Genomic DNA, 23,324 nt, shown 5'->3' with positions numbered 1-23,324 from the left:
TTTTTCATCTTCTGAAATCCTATTTGGTTTTGTTCATTTCTAGCCAGTTGTAGAGCCTTAACTGAACTCTGTTGAGCGCTGTATCAATTATGTAGAGCCATTCTACAGCACTCGTTTGACAACTGGCGTAGCACGGGACACCAGAAGCGGAAAGTTTTGCCTTACCCCTCGTACAACTTCTTGACTGTCCCGTTGTGTTGATATCTCCATTGAAACTGCAACCCAAAGACATTGGATGCCAAATTGCCAAAATTGTTCAGGGTATTCTCCAATACTCCGACTCCAGAAGCGTTAAAGGAAGCAGGGGAGCAAGGAGCAAGGGGGAGGAACTGAGACGGAGCTTGTACTTTGCAGCTCTCAAGTGAGGAGGATATTAAAGCGAAAAAAGTATAGTTATATTTGGGCTAAATATGATTTAGAAGATCAACAAAACCCCCAAGAAAGAGCCAAGTTTAAAGAAAAGCTTGGCTTTTTATTTATCAATAGCACGAGAGCAGCTGGAGCATTTACAGGTATGGTTTTGTTACGAGAGTGGTTTTAGTCTAGGCTGTTGACTCTGTACCCTTTAGCCCACAAGACTTCATGCAGAAATTGTGCTTTTTATTTTGGCGTAAAGATGGCTGTTGCGGGCGCTTTCACACAAGCAAAAACCAGCACAAATAATTTTTCGGTAATTTCTTAAAAGATAGCCAAAGTCAACAGCCTAGTCTGCTGGTTAAAGAATTGTGTGCAAATAAGTATTAAAACATATAAGTATTTTAGTGATCGCTCTTTGGAGAAAAACTTTTTGGTTTACTGTAGAAGCTAGCATCAGCTATTGTCGACGCTTGTGCTTCATACTTGCAGGCGATCGCACTTCCCAAAAAGAATGGTACTATCTCAGCATTCTGCCTAGGATAATCAAGAGTGAAAAACACAAAGCTAGAAAAGAAAAGTTTGTTCACAGTAATAGATGATGCCGAAGCGATAAAAATAACAGGCAGTCTAAAGAGCGTTGAAATTGAAATTAAATGTCGATTTGATGCAAAGCCGTTTCCAAAAAAAGGTGTACTCACCGATGTTATACCTTCGACGATAGCCTAAATACTCATTCATCTCACAAAACGCGCGTTCACACGTTGCGACAAATGACCACTAAAACTGCTACACCTTGTACCGGAGTGGGCGGCGCAAAGGCAACACGCAAGAGATCAATAATAGTACAGCAGGTAATAGTTGCCCCTTGTTAAAATCTGGTTGACAAATCGAATTTTCCCCTGTTTCTAACTGTGCCTTAACCTGTTTAGCATCAAGATTCGTCAGAAATTCCCGCCCCAGCGACGTGTGTCCCACCATTCCCGCCTAGCTTCTAAATTAGCCATCAGGATCGTTAAATAGCCAACAATACTGGTTTAGATGTAAACAGTTTTGCTCATATTGGCATTAAGCTGTTAAATTTCTCATGTTATCCGAATAAATCACCGAGGATTCACCTAATTTTAAGGACTTACAAGGTCTAAAATTTCTAGGTCTAGTTCAGCATTGACGATCGCTATCAGCAAAATAGCTCAACCACCGTCGGCTTAGTCACTTTCCCCATAGCGTTGCGTGGTAATTCTTCAACTATCAAAATTTGGGTTGGCACTTTATAAACAGCCAATCGCTCTTTTGCCCAACTCCTAAAAGCTTCTAATGTCAAAGGTTGTGGCCCTTGCAATACTAGCGCCGCACAAACCCGTTCACCCCACTCTAAGTCAGCAACCCCAACCACTGCACATTCCTGAATATCAGGATGCGATCGCAATACTTCTTCAATTTCTAAAGCTGAAACTTTATAGCCTCCGGTTTTGATGATATCCACACTCATCCGGCCCAGAATGCGGTAGCTGTCGTTCTCAACTACGGCGGTATCTCCAGTACAGAACCAGCCATCTTGGAAAGCTTTGGCGGTTGCTTCGGGGTTTTGCCAATATTCGAGAAACACTCCAGGCCCTTTAACTTGGATCTCTCCTGGTGTTCCTGCTGGAACTAACTCCCCGTTCTCATCTACTAATCTCACTTCCACTTCAGGTAGAGGCTTTCCTACATATCCAGCCAACCGTTCACCATGTAAAGGATTTGATAGCACCATGCCAATTTCCGTCATCCCATAGCGCTCAAGCAGAAAATTACCGCTGATACTCTGCCATTTTTCTAAAACTTGGACTGGTAAAGCTGCCGAGCCAGAAACCATCAACCGCATCTTAGCACAGCCTTCTGACATAGTTTTTTGGCGTTCGCTAGAGGCATTTTCCCAAGCAGCAATTAGCTTTACATAAATTGTTGGTACTGCCATAAATAAGGTTAAGTTACCGTCACAAATTCGGTTCCAAACGGTTTCGGTATCAAACTTGCTCAACAGATGACACTCGGCCCCAGCCCATAAAGCACAAGTCAGTACGTTAATAATCCCATGAATATGATGTAGTGGCAGAATATGTAAAATGCGATCGCTAGATGTCCATTCCCAAGCGGTGTTTAAGCTAGTCACTTGCGCTTGAATATTTTGATGGGTTGTAACCACACCCTTTGGTTTACCTGTTGTACCGCTAGTGTAGAGAATTAAAGCGCGTCTAGTGATATCGACCTGTGGGAGCAAAGCAATATCAGATGGGAGGGTTTCTGAGGTAAGGATAAATCGCAAGTTTAGTGCTTCGGCGAGCGATGCCTGCGGCAGTAAACTACGCAGTATACCTTCAAAATTAGGATGAGCAACAATAATCGATGCTCCAGAATTGGTAATTACATACTCCAATTCTGGCCGCGGGTGGGAAACACACAGAGGTACAGCTATACCACCAGCACGCCAAATTCCCCATTGAGTGGCTACATACTCAAACCCAGGCGGGATCAGAAAGGCAACTCGCTGCTCCTGTAAATCTTCTGTATTCTTAAGAAGACCTGTTGCTATTTGACTAGATGTGTGGAGCAGATCTCGATAGGTAAATGCTCCATCCTTTGTAACGATTGCTGTTTTCTCGTTGTGTTCTTCAGCACGAATAATCAATGGGATATTCACGTTTATTTACCGATTTAGGGTTGATTCAGTCTACTTACAGAAAGCATATAGGAATGCTAAATGAGATGTAAATTTCACTATTCCACCAATGTCTTTAACCTGAAAGGCACTACAACCAACGTTGTTTTTTAGCATAAGCAATACTACCAACTACAATTAATGCCATAACGCAAATCACAGCAGGATAAGCCCAAGGTTGCTCTAATTCCGGCATATATTTGAAGTTCATACCATAGAAACCAGACAGGAAAGTGATTGGTAAAAATACGCTTGATAGGATAGTCAAACGATTAATTCGTTCACCGGTTTTGCTAGCAATATTATCGCGTTGAATTTCCATTAATTCTGACATCCAGGCTCTCAAAGCTTGATATTCTTGCCAGAGCTTATCAACGTGATGAACTAATTCTTGATTGAATAGTTCCTTCACTGGTTGGGTAATCCATTGGCAATCTTCGTGATCCATAATAGCCATCATTGACTTGATGCTTTGAAAATTACGGCGTCCTGAACGAGTCGATTGCCTCATCGTTGCAATTTTTTGGTATGTTAATTCATCACCAGAATTATCTAAAACTTCATCTTCTAAATCATCAAGTTTTCTAGAAATATAATCAAATACAGTATGGTAATTATTTAAAACCTCTTTAAAAATGAGATAAAAAACATAGTCAATTCCTAAACCTTCAATATATTTATTTCGTTTTTGCAGATTATTAGCTAAAATACTTAAAACTTTTAATTCAGTAATTTCAAAGGTGATAATAAAATTATTCCCCAGCACAATATTGCCACGAGCAACCTCAAACTCGTGATTTTTTATTTGAGGAGTTAATATTTCATAGCTGTCAAATAAACAATCTTCTACGTCTTCATCAACTCCAACAGGGGAATGGTTGAAAATCATATTAACACGCGATGGATTAAGACCAAAATGTTTAATAATTTTGGCGGTTCCAGTGCGATCGCGGAAGTGAATACAGCGCAACCAAATATTGCGAGAACTATCAATTTGTTTCAGTACCGTATCGACATGATTGCTGGTAAATAATTCCAGGTTGTCTGGATGAAAAGTGAGGAGAGTTAGCATATAGCCATCCTAATCGAGTCGTAAGAAAATACTATGACTCATGTTGAGCGATAATTTATTTGACTACAAGAACACATAAAATGTCAAAGCTTACGGTTTATGGCGGTGAATAGACATATTGCAATCCGCTTGGTGTTAATGATATTTTACCCCAGAAGATCCCCCCAACCCCCCTTAAAAAGGAGGGAACCGGAATCAAAGTCCCCCTTTTTAAAGGGGATTTAGGGGGATCTAAAACGTTTTACTACCGACTAGAGGACTTTTAAAATATCTTCTTAAAATGGTATTACTGTATTGAGTTATAGCTCAGATTTTTTCTCTTTTCCCAGATTTAGTGCGAGTAGCTTTCGCTGGTGCTGACTTATTTTGTAGAATTGCAATCTCCCTCTGTGCATCTTGATAACTATCTTTTTTACCTTGCTGTTGGAATAGTTTTGCAGCTTTTTTGAAATCTGCGATCGCTCCCTGTTTATTTTTCTGCTTGGTGCGAATCACGCCCCGGTTATAGTAGGCTAAAGCATTGTTAGCATTAATTGCGATCGCTCGTGAATAATCTTGATTTGCAGCTTTTTTATTTCCTAGTTCCAGATAGGCATTACCACGGTTGTTGTAAGCTGCGACATCATTAGGATCTAGTTTAAGTGCTTCGGTGTAATCTTCAATAGCGCCTTTATAATCTCCGAAAGAAGAGCGGTGAATACCTCTGTGGATGTAAGCCGCAGTAAATTTAGGATCAATCTTTAAAATAGCGTTGTAATCTTCAGTAGCTTCAAGTTTATTTCCTAGATCGCTGTAAACATCACCACGATTAAGATAGGCTTCTATGTATTTAGGATTAATGTTAATTGCGTCCGTATAATCTTTAAGCGCTGCATATTTTTGCTTATTAATAGATTGAGTTAAACCCCTTTGATAATAAGCTTTAGCATCACTCGGATTAATCTTAATTATTGTATCAAAATCTTGGATTGCTTCAATTCTTTGTCTTAGGCGACGGCGAAGGATTCCTCGCTGCAAGTAAGCTTCGGTATACTGAGGCTTGAGAGCGATCGCTTTGCTAAAATCTGCCATTGCTGCTTTATTATCCTTCACTTGAACACGGGCTAACCCGCGGCCATAGTAAGCATAAGCATTCTCAGAATTTAACTTAATTGATCGGGTATAGTCTGCGATCGCTTCTTTATACTTGCCTAATTCCGAAAAAGCAAATCCTCGGTCAAAATAGGCATTAGCATCTTGAGGATTGAGCAAAATGGCTTGGCTAGAGTCTGCTTGTGCTTGCTCATAGTCTCCTAATCGATAATAAGCATCGCCTCGCCTATTATAAGCCAGAGCATTTTGCGGATCTAATTCAATAGCCTGATTAAAATCTTCAACTGCTCCCTCATAGTTTCCTGCTTCATATTTGCTTACACCTTGTTGGTACAATGGCTGTTGAGCATCAGTTACAGGTTTTGGTGACCTCAATTGCCACACTCCAACACCAAGCGCGATACAGCCAGTTACCCCCGTCATAACTAATAATAATTTTTTCTGATGTTGTCTTTGCTGATCGTGCTTAATATTCGTTATCTTTTTCAGGTCGTCTAAAACTTCAGTTGCATACTGGTAGCGCTTACGATAGTCAAAACGCACCATTTTATTAATAATTATTGCTAATTTTCTATTAATTTTTAGGTTTTTGTTCCACCAGACAATTTCACCTGTTAGCCGATTTTTCTGACTTCGCAAATTAGATATTTCGTTTCCAGATAAGCCTAAAAGTGCTGCGATCGCAACGATACCTAAAGCATATATATCGCTGTTATATTTGAGATTTCCCTTAACTTGTTCTATTGGTATATATTCGAGATTCTCATTAGGGATGGCTTTATTAACAGTAGCAAAATTAACCAAAACGAACTTTTTATCTGATTGACGGCGAATGATATTAGCTGGTTTAATATCTTGATGAATCACGCCATTGCTATGTAAAATCACCAAAAATTCTAATATCTCTGATAAAAGACTAATTACTTGGTCTTCCGTCAGAGGTTGTCCCTGGATAATTTCATCACTTAGAGGATTTCCAGGTATGAATTCTTGAACTATATAGAATTCTTCATTTTCTTCAAAATAATCAATTAGCTTTTGAAGCTTCTCGTGTTTCTGTCCTAATTTTTCTAAAGTTTCTGCTTGACTAGCAAAGAAGCTGCGTAGGCTTGTTAAAACTTGAGGATTGCTACTAGGAAGAGATAACTGTTTTACTATAAATTCGCTACTAGGAAGATTAATATCTTCAACTAAATACGTTTTGCAATTCTCACCATTAGTGAGAACTTTTACTATTTGATAATGTCCATTGAGTAAATGACTATTCATTAAATATAAATATAGTATTATAAATTGTTTGATTATAGCTTACGTGTTATTACTGTTGAGCTTTAGATATAAAGATTTATTCATTTTAGATGTAGTAGCAATGGGAAATAAGAATATCACCGTATCGCAGACGAAAAGGGTGGTATCAGCTAAAAGCCGCTCAAAAAACTTAATTTGGTTTGCTGTGGTGAAAGCCGGATTGCGGAAATAGTAGCCATGATGGAACAATGGCATCCTAAAGATAGACAGTATATATATCGCATTGTCAGCCGAAACAATCGCATTGTTAGCCGAAACAATCGCATTGTCAGCCAAAACAATCGCATTGTCAGCCGAAACAATCGCATTGTTAGCCAAAACAATGGCATTGTCAGCCGAAACAATGGCATTGTCAGTCAAAACAATCGCATTGTCAGCCGATGTATCAATAATGCAAGGAGAAAATAGTTATTCTCTCCTGTGGATAGAAGGAATTAGAGCCAGGTTTTACGCTGGTACGACAAATTTCTCACTACCAGCTAGTCCAAAAGCAGCATGAATGACTTGCAAAGCTTTAACACCCTGCTCTTGTGCCACGACACAACTAATTTTAATTTCTGAGGTGGCAATCATTTGAATATTAATTTGGTGTTCAGCTAACGCTTCAAACATTTTAGCGGCTACACCTGGTTGTCCCACCATACCTGCACCTACAATACTTACTTTAGCGATCGCACTATCTAAAACAACTTCACCCCACTCTAATTCTGCTGCTACTTGGGTAAGCATTTTTTTTGCACTTTCCCCGTCTATCCGCGAGACTGTAAAGGCAATATCTCGTCTGGGAACACCATCAATCACCCGACAGCGCTGAGATTGGATAATCATATCAACGCTGATATTATGCTGCGCTAATAATCCAAACAGCTTCGCCGCCATCCCCGGACGATCTGGCAATTGGCGAATAGCAAGACGTGCTTGATTCAAATCAAGGGCGACACCACGAACGGGGGGTGGCGAGTGAGGAGTTAGGAGTGAGGAGTTAGGAGTAAGGAGTTCTCCCCTGCTCCCTGCTCCCTGCCCCCCTGCCTCTATCTCAAAGGCGCTGCGGAGTGCGTTGACGGCGCGATCGCATTCGGTGGCATTGACTACGCAACTTACTTTCACTTCGCTGGTGGAAATCATCTGGATGTTCACGCCTGCTTCTGCCAAGGTGGCGAACATCTTTGCAGCTACACCAGGACGGCCAATCATCCCTGCGCCTGCGATACTGACTTTGGCAATATTATGTTCTACCATTACCTCGGCTTCGTCAGATTTGGGGTTAGATTGACTCCTTAGTGCTGGGGCGATCGCTGCTGCTACTGCTTCTGCTCGTTTTAATATTGGTGTGGTGACAGTAAATGCTATGTCATTACTGTTACCTTCATGAACTGACTGAATAATCAAATCTACGTCTACTTTTTGCCGAGAAATTTCGCCAAATAACCTTGCTGCTACGCCTGGTTTATCGGGTACGCGCAACAAAGCCACCTTTGCTTGGTCAGTGTCAAATTCGACAGCATCCACCGGACGGGCAATTTCTAGATTGATTAGCGATCGCCCTTGGGGTTTGGCTGATGTTACCCAAGTACCGGGAGCATCCGTCCAGCTAGACCTAACTACTAAGGGAACACCATAGTTACGAGCAATTTCTACAGCGCGGGGATGCAGCACTTTTGCCCCCAAGCTAGCTAGTTCCAACATTTCATTGCAGGTGATCGCATCCATCAACTGGGCTTCGGCTACTAAGCGGGGGTCTGTAGTTAAAATCCCTGGAACATCTGTATAAATTTCACAAAAATTTGCTTGTAATGCGGCTGCGATCGCCACCGCCGAAGTGTCAGAACCACCACGCCCCAAAGTTGTAATTTCCATTTCTCCGGCGCTGGATGTGCCTTGAAAGCCTGCAACTACAACTACTTTACCTGCATCTATGTGGCGAGTTAGGCGAGTAGTTTCAATATGTAAAATTCGAGCGCGGCTGTGTTCGGCTTCGGTAACAATTCCTACCTGAGCGCCAGTCATGGAAATTGCTGGTTGTCCGAGTTCCTGCAAAGCCATACTAAGTAAGGCGATGGTGACTTGTTCTCCAGTGGAAAGTAGCATATCCATTTCCCGGCGGTTAGGATTTGGAGAAATTTCATTAGCTAGTTTGACGAGTCCATCGGTGGTTTTGCCCATTGCCGAAACCACTACTACAAGCGAGTTTCCAGCTTTAACGGTATTGTAAACGCGTTGTGCAACAGCTTGAATCCGTTCGACTGAACCGACAGATGTACCACCGTATTTCTGAACTATGAGCGCCATAACTTTTATGCAATCAATTGTGTCTGTTTTGCTCAATGCCTCCGCCGGGTTAGGAAGCCTTGAAGATATTAATAGATACTTAGTTTACTAAAGATTGTGTAGCATACCCAATCATAAATTGATTATTCAAAAACTACATCTTCGTAAAGTGCTGCTATTGTTTCCTCAAAATCCACGCTGTTGAGTCGAAATGATTTATCTTCTGCTGTGTAAGATTGTAAAACCCAGAGCCTCTGCTCATTGCGTCGAAAACACTCGACTCGCTGACGTTTTGTATTAATTAAAACATACTCTTGCAGACTTTCTAGCGTTTGATAATCGGCGAATTTGTCGCCCCGGTCAAAGGCTTCAGTAGAATTAGATAAAACTTCGACAATTAAACAGGGAAATCTTTTATAAGCTGGCGTTTCTTGATCTCGTTGGTCGCAAGTAATCATAACATCGGGATAATAAAAGCGATTTAGAGATTCAATTCTGGCTTTCATGTCAGCGATGTACACACGACAACCAGAGCCGCGCACATGATTACGGAGGAGAGCGAACAGGTTCCCAGCAATGGTAACGTGTGCGTCAAGCGCTCCAGCCATTGCGTAGATATAGCCGTCGATGTATTCATGTTTGACAGGGTTTTCTTCCTCTATTTGGAGGTACTCTTCAGGGGTAAGGTAATTCTGTTGAGGTGAGGCTATCATATTGAAACTTTAAGGTTGAAACTATACTGATTACTAGGCTGAAGTTAGTAATTTATTTATTTTGTACCAAATAAGCGATCGCTTACATCTCCCAACCCAGGAATAATATAGCCATGCTCATCCAAATGCTCATCAATGGCGGCGGTATACAATGGCACATCTGGATGTATTTCACAAAAATGCTTGATACCTTCTGGTGCAGCGAGTAACGTCAAATTTAACCCAGTCTCATACTCATCATAACGCCAATCATTCCCCGCATTCGCATCTAACAATACACTGATAATTAGCCAAATCAAACTTAGCAGTAGCTTTTTCCAGAGGCGCTAGTCCAGTTAGCTGACTATCTAACTGGGTTAAACGCGGTACACCCCCAACTTCAAAATGTCGCCAACGACATTTTTTTGGAGATGTTTTTATCAGCTATTAGCCACTCAGGATCTGTCAACTACCTCTAGTTAGTTTTTACTTTTATGACTCTAAATGTCGAGTGTGGTATTAGTCGTATACTGAATACAATAAATAACACAGAAATTTTATAATTAGCAATAAATTGCCGCAATTTTAAAGATGGCTTTAAAAATCATTTAATAGATATATTTTGTGAGAAAGTTAATACAAAGGTATATTCACTGATCTCAAATTCATGGATTCTTTATCTATCAATTCCTTACTTGAAGAGTTGAAAAACCCAGATGCCACAGTCCGCGAAAAAGCAACCAGAAAAATCTGGCGGATTTGGTTTCAGCAAAAGGGAATCTATGGGCTGGAAATAATTGATCGCAGTCAAAAGTTACTGGATGCAGGTGAAATTGCTGAAGCCGAAACAGCACTGACAGCGCTAATCAAAGACCAGCCAGATTTTGCCGAAGCTTGGAACCGCCGTGCTTTTCTCTATTACAGTATTGGAGATTATCAAAAATCTTTGGCAGATTGTCAGATGGTTGTGCAGATAAATCCGATACATTTTGGGGCGCTTCACGGCATGGGTTTGTGTTATGCAGCACTAGGAGAATATAGTGAAGCCATCAAAGCTTTTAAAGGCGCTCTAGAAATTCAGCCCTATTCGCTAGTGAATCAAAAGTTGATTCTAGAATGTACATTTAGATTCAGCTACAACGGCAAATAAGAGAGAGCATCATACTATTTTATGAATCCGTCATTACCCTCATCAACAGCAATTAATCGCCTTAATCGCCGCAATTTTATTCAATACTGTTCTATCTGGATTGGTAGTAGCTTCATTGCTGGTTGTACTAACAGCAACCAACCGTCAACTAGCAATTCTCGGTTGGATAAAGTTACATTTGGCACAAACTGGATAGCACAAGCAGAACACGGCGGATTTTACCAGGCGATCGCCACGGGTATCTACAAAGACTACGATTTAGATGTAACTATCAAAATGGGTGGCCCGCAAGTTGCCAGTGGTACTCAATTGTTGATGGGGGGTGCGGTTGATTTCTTCATGGGTTATGGCATAGATGCCGTGAATGCCATAGCACAAGGCATTCCCAAAATCACAGTCGCAGCAATTTTCCAAAAAGATCCCTGGTGTCTTATTGCACATCCCAATCCAGGAATTAAAACCCTTGCCGACCTCAAAGGCAAACCAATTTATGTCTCTGCTTCTGCTAATATCACCTATTGGCCTTTACTCGAAGCTAAGTATGGTTTTACCGAAGATCAAAAGCGCCCTTACAACTTTAATCCGGCTCCTTTTCTGATTGACAAAAACTCAGCCCAGCAAGGTTATATTACGTCTGAACCCTTTGCTATTGAGAAGCAGGGTGGTTTTCAGCCAGTAGTGTTTTTATTAGCAGATTTTGGTTATCAACCCTATGCAACTACTATTGAAACAAAAAAAGAACTAGTAGAAAAAAATCCTGAATTAGTGCAGCGATTTGTTGATGCCTCAATTAAAGGTTGGTATAGCTACTTAGAAAATCCCCAAGCAGGGAATCAGTTAATTAAAAAAGATAATCCAGAAATGACGGATGAGCAACTTGTTTATAGCATTCAAAAGCTAAAACAATATGAAATTATCCTTTCTGATGCCGCCGAAAAACAAGGCATTGGGGCAATGAGTGATCAAAAGTGGACATCACTCTTTGAGAGCATGGTTGATACTAAGATTTCTAAATCCAACGTTAATTACAAAGACGCATACACCTTGCAATTTGTGAATAAAGGGGTAGGCTATTACAAGAAGTAAGTCGCTTGCTATTCTCCAGATTTTTTGAATGAGTCACCATCCCGTTATCACGCTCAATCAGATTAGCAAGGTCTACACCAATGGCACTGTTGCCCTGCAAGACCTAAATTTAGCAATTTCAGAGTCGCAATTTGTTAGTTTAGTTGGCCCGTCTGGGTGCGGTAAAAGTACAGTCTTGCGCCTGATTGCCGGATTGGGGCGCACGAGTTCTGGTAGTATTGACTGGGGTATAACTCAGCAAGCAAGAAAGCTGGCTTTTGTTTTCCAAGATGCTGCACTCATGCCTTGGGCAAACGTCCGGGAGAATGTGCGCCTACCGCTAAAGTTGGCGAGAATGCCCAAAAAAGATAGCCAAAAATTGGTGCAGCAGACATTAGCCCTGGTAGGATTAGAAGGTTTTGAGGAGAACTATCCCCGCCAGTTATCAGGTGGGATGAAGATGCGGGTATCAATTGCTAGGGCATTAGTTACTCAGCCAAATGTCCTGTTAATGGATGAACCATTTGGGGCATTAGATGAAATTACTCGTAGCAAACTTAATGGTGATTTACTCAATTTATGGCTTCAAAACCGCTGGACGGTGGTTTTTGTTACTCACAATATTTACGAAGCAGTGTACTTATCAAATCGGGTGCTAGTCATGGGGACAAGTCCAGGACGAATTGTAGCAGATGTAGAAATTGATGCTCCCTATCCCCGTGACGATGATTTTCGGACATCATTGCTGTATAACCAATATTGTCGGGAGATTTCTCAGCATCTAGCCCAAGCTATCAGCTTTGCGCCAATTTGAAATTTTTAATTTATATGCTATTTATCCGTCGTGCCCAATCACAAAAAACATTGAGTAAGTTTTTTTCTGCTGACGTTTGGGCACCAATGTTAGTTGGCATTATAGCATTAGTATTATGGGATATATTTGTGCGGATAACACATCTACCTCCTTATATCCTACCTGGCCCTTTATTAGTATTTAAAACTTTAATTACTGACTGGAGCGAGCTTTTTCCATCACTATTAATTACATTACAAATCACAATCGTTGCTTTTATTGCTGCGGCTATTTCTGGTTTACTTATGGCGATTTTATTTAGCCAAAGTAAATGGATTGAACGCAGTTTATTTCCCTACGCAGTAATTTTACAAACAACTCCCATAGTTGCGATCGCACCCTTAATCATTCTCTGGCTCAAAAATAACACTTTCGCCGCTTTAGTAGTTTGTGCCTGGATTGTCGCCTTTTTCCCCATCGTATCCAACACTACACTAGGACTCAACAGTGTTGACCGGAACTTGCTGAACCTATTTCAACTTTACAAAGCTTCTCGCTGGCAAACTCTGCTGTATCTTCGTTTACCCAGTGCCATGCCCTATTTCTTAGGTGGTTTAAAAATTAGCGGTGGTTTAGCATTAATTGGCGCAGTTGTAGCCGAATTTGTCGCGGGTACTGGTGGGGCAAAATCTGGCATAGCTTACCGCATTTTAATCTCCAGCTACAACTTACAAATTCCTCGGATGTTTGCGGCATTATTGCTCACAACTGGGTTGGGTGTATTAATTTTTGTCAGCTTGAGTGTCCTATCTGACTTTATATTAAGTAAGTGGCATGAAAGTGCTGCCAAACAAGAAAATTAGGATTTTAAAACGCAGAGGAACGCAAAGGTTTACGCAAAGGAACGCAGAGGAATTAATTCTCTGCGAACCTTTGCGCTTCCCTCAGCGTCCCTCTACGTTAAAAAAAGGATATAAGCTATGACAACATTGGATGCCCTAATTAATTCTCTAGAAGGCATAGAAACCATCACCGACTCCGCCCAAGTCGCAAAATTATCGCAGGATTATCATAGCTTTAGCCCGGTGCTTGTGCCGAAACTAGAGGGAAAAGTCGGGGATATCGTAGTGCGTCCCGCCAATGAAGCAGAGGTTTTAAAAGTTGCCGCCGCTTGCGCGAAACATCGTGTACCCATAACTGTGCGGGGTGCGGGAACTGGGAATTATGGGCAGTGCGTACCGTTGCATGGTGGCGTAATTTTAGATATGACACGGATGCAAGAGATTCTTTGGGTAAAGCCGGGAGTGACGCGGGTAGAAGCTGGGGTGAAGTTGGCGGCTATAGATAAAAAAACACGAGAAATCGGCTGGGAAATCCGCATGGCTCCCTCGACTTACCGCACAGCCACAATTGGCGGATTTATTGCTGGCGGGAGTGGGGGCATTGGTTCGATACAATATGGGCTACTAGGCGATCGCGGTAATATCCTAGCACTGCGAGTAGTAACTGTAGAAGATGAACCCCGTGCGATCGAATTACGCGGCGATGATGTGCAAAAGGTGAATCATGCTTGGGGAATTAACGGCATCATTACCGAAATCGAAATCCCTTTAGGGCCAGCTTATCCTTGGGCAGAAGTGATTGTCACCTTTGACGAGTTTATGACAGCAGCAAAGTTTGGTCAGGCTCTTGGCAATGCTGATGGCATGATTAAGAAGTTGATTTCTGTGTTTGCATCTCCAATTCCTCAATACTTTCACGCCCTACAAGAGTACATTCCTGAAGGGACTCATCCAGTATTTTTGATAATTGCTGAATCGAGTTTGGAATTTTTACCAAGTTTGGTGCAGCAATATGGCGGCAAAATTACTTATGAAAAACCAGCCGAGGAAGCGGGGAAAAGCATACATTTAGCAGAATTTGGCTGGAACCACACTACCTTACACGCCCGGAGTGTAGATACTGGTATTACCTATTTACAAAGTATGTTTCCTCGCGACCGCATGCAACTAGTACAGCAGATGTATGATCACTTCGGCGATGAGGTAATGATGCATTTGGAATTCTTTCGGGTGAACAGTGCCGTAGTTCCTGGTGCTTTGCAACTCGTGCGCTACACCACCGAAGAACGCCTCAACGAGATTATCCGCTATCACGAAGAACACGGTGTGAGTATTGCCAATCCTCACACATATATTATTGAAGACGGCGGCAGAAAAGTTATTGATCCTGAGCAGTTAAAATTTAAGGAAATAGTTGACCCCTATGGGTTGATGAATCCAGGTAAAAGCAAGGTTCTGCAATTCCAAATTCAAAATTAGCAAGCTACAGAAACACATATTAGAAGTGTTTGTGTATATTTGTGTAACCTCGCTTGAAAAAGCTACTTGTTAGGCGTTTATAATTTGTGGTTTGATTTTAAGAGCCGTGGGGATAACCCAAAATCCAACATCCCAAAATCGCCCATGATTGAAATTGACGGTTCCTATGGAGAGGGAGGCGGACAAGTTCTTCGCACTTCCTTAAGTCTAGCAGCCATCACTGGCGAACCCATACGAATTTCAGGCATTCGCGCTGGACGCAAAAAGCCAGGATTAGCAGCACAACATTTAACCGCAGTTCGGGCGGCGGCGAGAATTTGTAATGCCCAACTACAGGGTGATGCTTTGGGTTCAACGCTGCTGGAATTCATTCCAGGTAGTGCTGTGCAAGCTGGAACTTATACCTTTGATGTTAGTAAAGCACAAGTTGGTGGTTCTGCGGGTGCGATCGCTCTAGTTTTACAGACAATTCTCTTACCTTTGTCACTAGCATCCGGTAGTTCCCAGATCACACTAAAGGGTGGAACTCATGTAAACTTTAGCCCGACAGTGACCTACATTGAGCAAGTTTATTTGCCGATATTGCAACGCATGGGTGTAGAAGCCCAAGTCAAGTTAGGCGCTTGGGGGTGGTTTCCCCAAGGTGGGGGAGAAGTACAGTTGCAGGTGAGTGGCGATGGTAAACTCAACGGTATCAACTTGCTAGAACGGGGAGAGTTACAACAGGTGCGAGGGCTAGCAGTGGTGACAGAATTGCCTTCCCATATTCCTCAACGGATGGCGAATCGTGCCGAGAATTTGTTACGGGAAGCCCATTTGAAAGTTCGTGTGCAGACTTTGCGAGAAAGAGGTGTGGCTCCTGGGGCAGGTATTTTTTTAACTGCTGAGTATCAGAACAGCTTAACTGGCTTTGGTGGATTTGGGCGTTTGCGGTTGTCGGCGGAAACAGTTGCAGAAATTGCTTGTCAGCAGCTGCTTGAGTTTCATCACACTGGCGCAGCAGTGGATGAACACTTAGCAGATCAGTTATTATTGCCAGCTGCTTTAGCGTCACAGGAAAGTCATTACCGGGTGGCTGAGGTGAGTAGACATTTGACGACGAATGCGGCGGTAATTGAACAATTTGGGTTAGCGCAGATTACGGTAGATGAAGCTGATAAAATCGTGTCGGTGAAGAGTTTGACTAGATGAAATAGAGAAAGCTTTAACAACATCCCCAAAGACAAAATTACCTGCGGGATATGCGGCTGCATAGAAATTTGCCTCATTTCCAAGAGTAGGAATGAGGCAAGGAAGGTTTTGTAAGCGGAGATAGAAAATTTTTGATAGTTTGTTTAAGAGGATTTGCAATCAAACTTGTAACCTGGATGTGTTGTAAAAATAAACGACTAACCAATTTACAAGGTGAATGCAAACGTAGTTGAGACTGAGTTCAGTTGTCTCTAACACTTGCTCTTCACTTAAGTATGGAGCAGAGCATTTGAATTTACCTCTGTCAAAGGCATATACTTAGGTTAAGTCAGGTTGCGATCGCAAATACAAGGCATTAGTCATTGGGCGTTGGGCATTCGTCTGGTAGAGTCTTTGCGCTCCATTAATGAGTCTTTGATACTCGTGAACGAGCATCAAAATTCACCTTGTCCCCCTGCCCCCTGCCCCCTGCTCCCTCTGCCTCCCCTGGCGCCACTCCCTTAACTCTCCATCTTCTCTTGCCGTTCTTTGAGTTTCAGCATAATCTCTGCGTGCATCTCGCGGGTAATTGGATAAAAATAAGTTAAAACTAAGCCAAAAAGTAAACAAACTGTAGGTATAGGCCCAACAGCAATGCGAATAGCAAACAGTGCAGATTCAGGTTGGATGGGTAATGGACTTCCGGCTACAGATTCTTTGAAACCGGATACTTGCAAAGCATTTCCCACCAAAAACAGCCCGAAAGCTAAACCAAATTTTTGTAGCAAAACCATGAAGCCATAAAAAATGCCTTCTCTGCGTTGTCCAGTTTGCAGTTCATCTAATTCAATCACATCTGGAATCATCGACCAGGGAATTAGATAAGCTGTGGAGACACCAATACCTGCCATAACAGCCATCACATACATCAAAACTATTTGACCAGGCTGTAAGAAAAATAATCCGGCTGCTGCTATTATCCATAAACTCATTCCCAGAAAATAAACAACTTTTTTGCCGACTTTTTTACTCAGCGCCCCCCAGACAAATAGCATCACCAGAGCAGTTCCTTGGACTGCAATCATCACTGTGGGCACATCTGATTCTTTAAGCCCCATACAATTGACTACAAAATAGGGAATAATGCTGGCTGTCACCTGCACACCTAGCCAAGAACAAAGATATATACCAATAACAAATAAAAAAGGTCGGTTGCTAAAGACAATTTTTAGCTGTTCAAAAAAGGGGAGAGATGCAGGTTCTTCGGTTTGGATGCGTTTGGCCTCAAAAGCCAAGATGCGATCGCGGACTCCAAAAACGCACCAATATAATCCTAAAATCGAAATTACCGTACAAATGGCTGCTAGAACGAGATATTGTTGTTGGCGATCGCTAATTTGAGAAAAAACAATTTGCGTTAAAATCAACGACAGAATGCTGCCACCAATAGAAAATGTAAACCGAAAGCTGTTAAGGCTGGTGCGTTCGTCGTAATCTTGAGTTAATTCTGGAGTCATTGCCGTATAAGGCAAGTTCACAACGGTGTAAAACACTTGAGATATTACCCCAATTGCTACGTAATACCAGAACAGCGGCCAAATATTCTCACTCTGATTTGCACTAAATCGCGGTACAATCCACTGCAAGAAAAAGAAAATCCCAAAGGGAATAGCCCCATAAAACATCCAAGGAAGACGACGACCCCAACGACGAGATTTCGTTTTATCAGTCAGAAACCCGACAACCGGATCATTTACCCCATCCCAGATTTTGCCAATCATCAAAATACTGCCAGCTAAACCGGCAGGAATACCAGCGACGTTGGTAAAGAAAACCAGCAGAAAAAAGACGGAGATATTTGCAGTGATTGCTGGGCCTAAATCTCCTGCACCGTAAGCCAGCTTTGTTTTTAAGTCGAGTTTTTCTTTGAGAGGATCTCGTTGGGCATCGCCATCAGTAGTAGAATCATTCATAAAACTTTGCACTCATACTAAAATAAAAATTCTGCGATTGCCTTAAATACTAGCTATCTAGCACTCCCGTTAGACTTATGCCAGACCTTTATGTTTCTTGGTCAGATTATCACCAAAAAATCGAACAACTGGCTATTCAGATTTATGAATCCGGTTGGGAATTTAACCAGATTATCTGTCTTGCCAGAGGAGGACTAAGAATTGGAGATATTCTTTCCCGTATATACCAGCAGCCTCTGGCAATTTTAGCAACCTCATCTTATAGTGGCACTGAAAGAAATAATTTAATTTTCTCCCGCCACATAACGATGACTGCCGAAAGCTTAGGTTCGCGCATTCTCTTAGTAGATGATTTGGTAGATTCTGGCATCACACTCCAGCAGACTATACCTTGGCTTAAGCAAAATACTGATTTCCCCATTGAGGAAATTCGCACTGCCGTTCTTTGGTATAAAGCCTGTTCAGTTATAGCACCCAATTATTATGTTGATTATCTGCCTGACAACCCGTGGATTCATCAACCTTTTGAACACTACGAGCAGATGAACCCCGCAGAACTTGCAGCTAAGGTAAGTCAATTGTGTTGATTAATATCTACACAACATGAATTTTCCCCCTTCCCGTGTCGGTTAGGGGGTTAAGTTTTCGTGGACTTTTCCACATAACGTGAAAAGTTAGATGCTTGTCAGATTTGTAACAAAATAATGTTATGGAAATGACACAGTGAATGTAAATACTGTATTGATAAGATTTTAGGTTTTAGCTAGCGATCGCTTTCATTAGCGCTATCAATCCCAAATCAATTTCAACATTGGCTTTCATCCTAAAAAGCCGTACTGGTATTAGAAAGAACTTCCAAAATCTACCATCAGGAAGTCCCAAGGTTACATCATTTTGCCGTAGTCTTTTTTTATGACAATAAAAGGACACCAAAAAACAAAGCAGGTCGCATCTATGCTAAAGGGAACAATTGGGGCTTATAACCAGAACCGATAGCGTAGGGTAGCGAGTCCGTAAAGTCTTACAGGCCACCATACCGGAGGTATGGTGGCCTGCACCCAACCAAGTCTTGTCAAAAGGCTTTCCCAAAAACTTTTTCTTTCCTCCCGCCTCCTGCCTTGCTTGGAGGGGTTGGTTAAAATTCAGGAGTGAGAATGAATAAAAGGGTTTATACTACCACCTAATTGTAAACTGCCTTTATTAGGCGGGTGTATTAAACCTTTTATTCAGAATTCATTCTGAATTCTGAATTTTGATTTTTTCTTGACAAAAATTGAAGAAATATTACGAAACTTGGGTGAATCTGGACAGGAACTGCTGAGGCAATATTTCTTAGAAGCGGAGTAGTGTAATGACGAATGAGGAAGTGGAGCAAATATGTTTAGACGATATTCTCATCACTCAAGAGTTATCGCGTAGAATACCCAGAACCACTGACCTCAAGGAAGAAAATGATGCACTTCATACCCTAATAGCGCAACTAGTTGAACAGCCTCAAATTCTGCTCAAAAAGCTTGTAAAAATAATTGCTCAACTGTGTCAAGCAGAATCAGCAGGTGTCAGCTTACTTGAGGTGACTCCGAACGGGGAAGATATTTGTCGATGGTTCGCACTAGCTGGGATGTTAGAAGCCTATGAACAAACTGCCACCCTTTATAGCTTTAGTTGCTGCGGTATCTGCCTAGAACGTCAAACCCCCCTGCTGTATTCCTATCCCGAACGGTATTTCACCTTCTTGCAACAGCTTCAGCCAACAATCGTTGAGATATTGGTGGTTCCTTTATTAATTGTCAATCAACCACTTGGCACGATTTGGATTGTATCCCACGATGAGCATCGGCAGTTTGATCGAGAAGACTTGCGGCTGATGACAAGCTTTGCAAATTTTACAGCTACCGTTCTTTACAGTAACAATGCCCGTCAAGCAGCCGAAGAATCGGCACGGCGTGAGCAAGCCGCCCGTGCCGTTAGCGAAGCGGCACAAAATGCAGCTGAACAAGCGAATCGTCTCAAAGATGAGTTCCTTGCTGTTCTATCTCACGAACTGCGTTCCCCTCTCAACCCGATTTTGGGTTGGACAAAACTTCTGCAAACCCGCAAATTTGACGAAGCAAAGACAGCTTATGCCCTAGCAACCATTGAGCGCAATGCCAAGTTGCAGTCTCAGCTGATGGAAGATTTACTGGATGTTTCCCGCATTCTTCAAAGAAAACTCAGCCTAAAGATCAGTTCTGTTGATCTGTCCGCCGTCGTTGAAGTAGCCCTTGATACTGTGCGTTTAGCGGCTCAAGCCAAGTCAATTCAACTCAAAACGGTATTTGAACCGAATATAGGGCAAGTTTTGGGCGATCCCAGTCGCTTGCAGCAAGTCGTCTGGAATTTGTTATCTAACGCCGTTAAGTTTACAGAGTCCGGGGGTGAGGTGGAAGTACGACTTGAGCGCGTGGATACACAAGCGCAAATCCAAGTCAGTGATACAGGTAAGGGCATCAACCCAGAATTTCTGCCTTATGTGTTTGATTACTTCCGCCAAGCTGACAATACCACAACAAGAAGCTTTGGCGGCTTGGGGCTTGGTTTAGCGATCGTTCGTCAAATCGTGGAACTGCACGGTGGAACAGTCCAAGCAGAAAGTGAGGGAGAAGATAAAGGTGCAACCTTTACTGTGTTGTTACCTATCAAGACTGTCGAGCCACAAACAAGTGAAGACAAAGGTTTACCTGACGGTTCCCCTAATCTTCAGGGAGTAAATGTGCTAGTCGTGGACGATGAAGTTGACACCCGCGAGCTAATAGTTTTTATCCTTCAACAGTATGGGGCTTCTGTGCGTGCTTTTGCCTCAGCATCGCTTGCACTAGATGCCTTTGCACTTGAGAAACCAGATATTATTTTAAGTGATATTGGGATGCCAGAAATGGATGGCTATATGCTGATTCGGGAAATTCGTAGACGCGAAGCGGCTTGTCGTCAGACATCGCTACCGCCTGAACAAGGGGGAGAGATCCAAGCGATCGCACTGACAGCCTATGCTGGAGAGACTAACGAGCAACAAATTCTCCAAGCAGGATTTCAAAAACATTTGACTAAGCCAATAGAACCAGCAAAATTAGCTATGGTAATTGCTAGCCTGTTAAATAATAAATAAATAATTATTTTAAAAAGTCGAGAGTAAGAGTTGGCTACAAATTCCAGTTTTAAAAACCTAAAAGATCAGCTCCTTCCTGAACGGAAAGAAGCTCTGCTGGCTCGGATGGCGAACCGCATCCGGCAATCGCTGAACCTGCAAGAGATTTTGGATGCAACTGTGGTCGAGTTGCGGGCATTTTTGCAAACTGACCGGACTAAGGTCTACCGCTTTGATCGCGATGGGCATGGACACGTCGTTGCCGAAGCCAGCGCCCCAAACCGCCTGCCTTCTTTGCTGGGATTACACTATCCATCTGATGACATTCCGCCCCAAGCGCGGGCTTTGTTTGTTAAAGCACGTACCCGCTCCATTGTCAATGTCAGCGAACAGCGAATTATCCTCAACTCGCTGCCGACTCCCAAAACGACGGCAACCGGGGACTTGACCGTTGAAGAAGTGCAAGAGCAACCCCTCGAAGATATCTTAAGCCGTCCGGTAGATCCTTGCCATATAGACTATCTCACCCAGATGGGTGTGCAATCTTCTCTGGTAGTGCCAATAATTTATCAACAGGAACTCTGGGGGCTGTTGATCTCTCATCATGCCGAACCCAGAGAAATTTCATCTGAGGATTTACAGGTCGTCCAGTTGCTTGCTGATCAGGTTTCACTGGCGATTACCCAGGCAAATCTGTTGAGTCAGGTACAAGAGCAGCAGCAGCGCGAAGCGATCGTTAATCAGATTGCCACTATGCTGCACGCGCCTCTGACCCCTGAAGAGATTTTGCATAACGTTCTAGAGCAAGCAGTAAAAGCTTCTGGCAGTTCTGGAGGAAGATTATACCTTACTTCTCCAGATGAGGCTTTACCAGCCCATCTTTATACTTACGGAAATCAGCCGAACCCATCCGAGCAAGAGCTTCCACACTTACTAGAAAATCATCCCCTTTGGCAAGAGGTAGGGGAAACTCCTGCTCCCATCGACACTGGTTTAACCCAAGAGGATAAACCTGCTCTGCGAGTAGTAATTAATCTTCAGCAAGAACCGCGTCTGCACCAACTCATTGAATCCTTCCAGACAACACCGATTCGGGGTTTGATTGTTCAACCGTTGTATTATGGTAAAGAATTCCTGGGGTATCTAACCTTCTTTCGTGACCAAATCGGCACACAAGGTCTTTGGCCAGGTTATGAGGAACCCGATGAACGCCAACAACGGCCCCGCCAGTCAATGGCGCAATGGCAGGCGCTCAAACAAGGTAAAGCTCATCCCTGGAGCATCGAAGAGATGGAACTCATCCAGTCTTTGAACATTCACTTATCGCTAGCCGTGCTGCAAAACCGCCTTTATCAGCGCGAACGGCAGCAACGCTTGGTAGTTGAGATGCAGAACGAAGCTCTCTCTCATGCCCGAGCTGCCGCCGAAGAGGTGAGTCGCCTCAAGAGCAACTTCTTAGCTTCTACCAGCCACGAACTGCGAACCCCTCTGGCCTCAACCTTAAACTATTTAAAGTTGCTCAAAGAGCGCCTTTATGAAAACGAAGAGGAGTTGTGCGAATATATAGACGGCGCTTACCAATCGACACAAAATCTAGTTACCATCATTAACGATGTGCTTGACATTGCCAAGATTGAAGACGGGCGCATAGCCTTAGATTTGGAGACAGTTTATCTGCAAAAGCTTTTACAAGAGCAATGTTTCCTCTCAGGTGCCGAAAGCCGCTACAAGGCAATTCCTCTGACACTCCACTGTGAAATCGAGACTGTTTTCGCCGACAAGATAAAAGTCCGTCAGGTGATGACAAACCTGCTGGATAACGCTTTCAAATTCACAGATGAGGGTCAAATCGATGTCCGGGCCGTCGTCGATAGTAGTGGGACAATGGCTCAAATCTCGGTACACGACACAGGCATCGGCATTGAAATGGAAAATTCAGAGCAACTGTTTTCCCCATTTGTGCAAGCTGATGGTTCTGCCCAGCGCTCCTACGGAGGCACCGGCTTAGGGCTGACTATCTGCAAGCGATTAGTGGAACTGATGGGTGGTAAGATATGGCTTGAAAGTCCTGGGCTAGGGCAGGGAAACACGGTGACCTTTACGCTGCCCCTAAACGAACCGAGCCAATCAATTTTGGATTCTGGATTTTAGATTTTAGATTAACCCCATACTTCATATTGACGCTTGGGAAAGGAATTTGGAATCTGAGTTTCCATAGTTGAAACAGCGACAGCTGCTGAA

Annotated in this window: 19 protein-coding genes and 3 pseudogenes; 11 read left to right on the top strand and 11 right to left on the bottom strand. The window is 42.7% G+C overall.

All coding sequences use genetic code 11. The features are described 5' to 3' along the window. Positions 1–19 precede the first annotated feature (19 nt). A complete protein-coding gene (locus H6G96_RS17980; protein ID WP_190912714.1) occupies positions 20–250 on the bottom strand; it encodes a hypothetical protein in 231 nt (76 codons plus the stop codon). Positions 251–331: 81 nt separating this feature from the next. Between H6G96_RS17980 and H6G96_RS17975 the strand changes: the two are divergent. Next, positions 332–521: pseudogene (locus H6G96_RS17975) on the top strand (winged helix-turn-helix domain-containing protein); the annotation flags it as partial. Positions 522–758: 237 nt separating this feature from the next. Here H6G96_RS17975 and H6G96_RS17970 read toward each other — a convergent pair. The 5 genes from H6G96_RS17970 to H6G96_RS17950 all read right to left on the bottom strand — a co-directional run bounded on the left by H6G96_RS17970 (position 759) and on the right by H6G96_RS17950 (position 6,488). Beyond that, positions 759–1,055: a hypothetical protein gene (locus H6G96_RS17970; protein ID WP_190912713.1), complete on the bottom strand. Its 297-nt coding sequence runs from the start codon at positions 1,053–1,055 to the stop codon at positions 759–761. A gap of 88 nt (positions 1,056–1,143) precedes the next feature. Further along, a complete protein-coding gene (locus H6G96_RS17965; RefSeq protein ID WP_190912712.1) occupies positions 1,144–1,335 on the bottom strand; it encodes a hypothetical protein in 192 nt (63 codons plus the stop codon). A gap of 199 nt (positions 1,336–1,534) precedes the next feature. Further along, complete coding sequence (locus H6G96_RS17960) at positions 1,535–3,037, bottom strand: AMP-binding protein (RefSeq protein WP_190912711.1); 1,503 nt, start codon at positions 3,035–3,037, stop codon at positions 1,535–1,537. Between the two features lie 109 nt (positions 3,038–3,146). Then, the gene (locus H6G96_RS17955) at positions 3,147–4,127 is read right to left on the bottom strand and encodes a CorA family divalent cation transporter (RefSeq protein WP_190912710.1); all 981 of its coding nucleotides are present in this window, start codon (positions 4,125–4,127) and stop codon (positions 3,147–3,149) included. Between the two features lie 306 nt (positions 4,128–4,433). Beyond that, on the bottom strand, positions 4,434–6,488 hold the full coding sequence (locus H6G96_RS17950; RefSeq protein WP_190912709.1) for a tetratricopeptide repeat protein: 2,055 nt from the start codon (positions 6,486–6,488) through the stop codon (positions 4,434–4,436). A gap of 216 nt (positions 6,489–6,704) precedes the next feature. Here H6G96_RS17950 and H6G96_RS17945 point away from each other — a divergent pair, with 216 nt between their 5' ends. Continuing rightward, entirely contained in the window at positions 6,705–6,935 is a 231-nt protein-coding gene (locus H6G96_RS17945) for a hypothetical protein (protein WP_190912708.1), read from the top strand. Between the two features lie 39 nt (positions 6,936–6,974). Here H6G96_RS17945 and H6G96_RS17940 read toward each other — a convergent pair whose 3' ends face one another. The 4 genes and pseudogenes from H6G96_RS17940 to H6G96_RS17925 form a co-directional block, all read right to left on the bottom strand. Next, positions 6,975–8,816: an aspartate kinase gene (locus tag H6G96_RS17940; RefSeq protein ID WP_190912707.1), complete on the bottom strand. Its 1,842-nt coding sequence runs from the start codon at positions 8,814–8,816 to the stop codon at positions 6,975–6,977. Positions 8,817–8,938: 122 nt separating this feature from the next. Next, positions 8,939–9,508 carry a Uma2 family endonuclease gene (locus tag H6G96_RS17935; protein ID WP_190912706.1) on the bottom strand — a complete coding sequence of 190 codons (570 nt, stop codon included), beginning with the start codon at positions 9,506–9,508 and terminating at the stop codon, positions 8,939–8,941. Between the two features lie 56 nt (positions 9,509–9,564). Next, positions 9,565–9,723: pseudogene (locus tag H6G96_RS17930) on the bottom strand (uracil phosphoribosyltransferase); the annotation flags it as partial. A gap of 3 nt (positions 9,724–9,726) precedes the next feature. After that, a pseudogene (locus H6G96_RS17925) lies at positions 9,727–9,904 on the bottom strand (DUF1688 family protein); the annotation flags it as partial. A gap of 250 nt (positions 9,905–10,154) precedes the next feature. Between H6G96_RS17925 and H6G96_RS17920 the strand changes: the two are divergent. From H6G96_RS17920 to rtcA, 6 genes are all read left to right on the top strand, one after another. Continuing rightward, positions 10,155–10,637 (top strand): tetratricopeptide repeat protein, encoded by a 483-nt coding sequence (locus H6G96_RS17920; protein ID WP_190912705.1) that lies wholly within the window; start codon positions 10,155–10,157, stop codon positions 10,635–10,637. 21 nt (positions 10,638–10,658) lie between these two features. After that, a complete protein-coding gene (locus H6G96_RS17915; RefSeq protein WP_190912704.1) occupies positions 10,659–11,723 on the top strand; it encodes an ABC transporter substrate-binding protein in 1,065 nt (354 codons plus the stop codon). Between the two features lie 28 nt (positions 11,724–11,751). Beyond that, the gene (locus tag H6G96_RS17910; RefSeq protein ID WP_190912703.1) at positions 11,752–12,516 is read left to right on the top strand and encodes an ABC transporter ATP-binding protein; all 765 of its coding nucleotides are present in this window, start codon (positions 11,752–11,754) and stop codon (positions 12,514–12,516) included. Between the two features lie 14 nt (positions 12,517–12,530). After that, positions 12,531–13,358: an ABC transporter permease gene (locus H6G96_RS17905; RefSeq protein WP_190912702.1), complete on the top strand. Its 828-nt coding sequence runs from the start codon at positions 12,531–12,533 to the stop codon at positions 13,356–13,358. A 117-nt stretch (positions 13,359–13,475) separates the two neighbouring features. Continuing rightward, on the top strand, positions 13,476–14,816 hold the full coding sequence (locus H6G96_RS17900; RefSeq protein ID WP_190912701.1) for an FAD-binding oxidoreductase: 1,341 nt from the start codon (positions 13,476–13,478) through the stop codon (positions 14,814–14,816). Positions 14,817–14,960: 144 nt separating this feature from the next. Continuing rightward, positions 14,961–16,007 (top strand): RNA 3'-terminal phosphate cyclase, encoded by a 1,047-nt coding sequence (gene rtcA, locus H6G96_RS17895; protein ID WP_190912700.1) that lies wholly within the window; start codon positions 14,961–14,963, stop codon positions 16,005–16,007. A gap of 500 nt (positions 16,008–16,507) precedes the next feature. Here the strand turns inward: rtcA and H6G96_RS17890 are convergent, their stop codons facing one another. Next, on the bottom strand, positions 16,508–17,959 hold the full coding sequence (locus H6G96_RS17890) for an MFS transporter (RefSeq protein ID WP_190912699.1): 1,452 nt from the start codon (positions 17,957–17,959) through the stop codon (positions 16,508–16,510). 77 nt (positions 17,960–18,036) lie between these two features. On the opposite strand from H6G96_RS17890, the gene H6G96_RS17885 reads away from it, so the two are divergent. The 3 genes from H6G96_RS17885 (at position 18,037) to H6G96_RS17875 (ending at position 23,234) form a co-directional block, all read left to right on the top strand. Beyond that, positions 18,037–18,546 carry a phosphoribosyltransferase gene (locus H6G96_RS17885; protein WP_190912698.1) on the top strand — a complete coding sequence of 170 codons (510 nt, stop codon included), beginning with the start codon at positions 18,037–18,039 and terminating at the stop codon, positions 18,544–18,546. 764 nt (positions 18,547–19,310) lie between these two features. Beyond that, a complete protein-coding gene (locus tag H6G96_RS17880; protein ID WP_190912697.1) occupies positions 19,311–21,104 on the top strand; it encodes an ATP-binding protein in 1,794 nt (597 codons plus the stop codon). Positions 21,105–21,134: 30 nt separating this feature from the next. Beyond that, the gene (locus H6G96_RS17875; RefSeq protein WP_190912696.1) at positions 21,135–23,234 is read left to right on the top strand and encodes an ATP-binding protein; all 2,100 of its coding nucleotides are present in this window, start codon (positions 21,135–21,137) and stop codon (positions 23,232–23,234) included. Positions 23,235–23,324: the final 90 nt, after the last annotated feature.

Origin of the sequence: Nostoc sp. FACHB-892, assembly GCF_014698795.1 — a bacterium.
Lineage (GTDB): Bacteria > Cyanobacteriota > Cyanobacteriia > Cyanobacteriales > Nostocaceae > Nostoc.
This window is presented reverse-complemented; position numbering and strand designations above follow the sequence as displayed.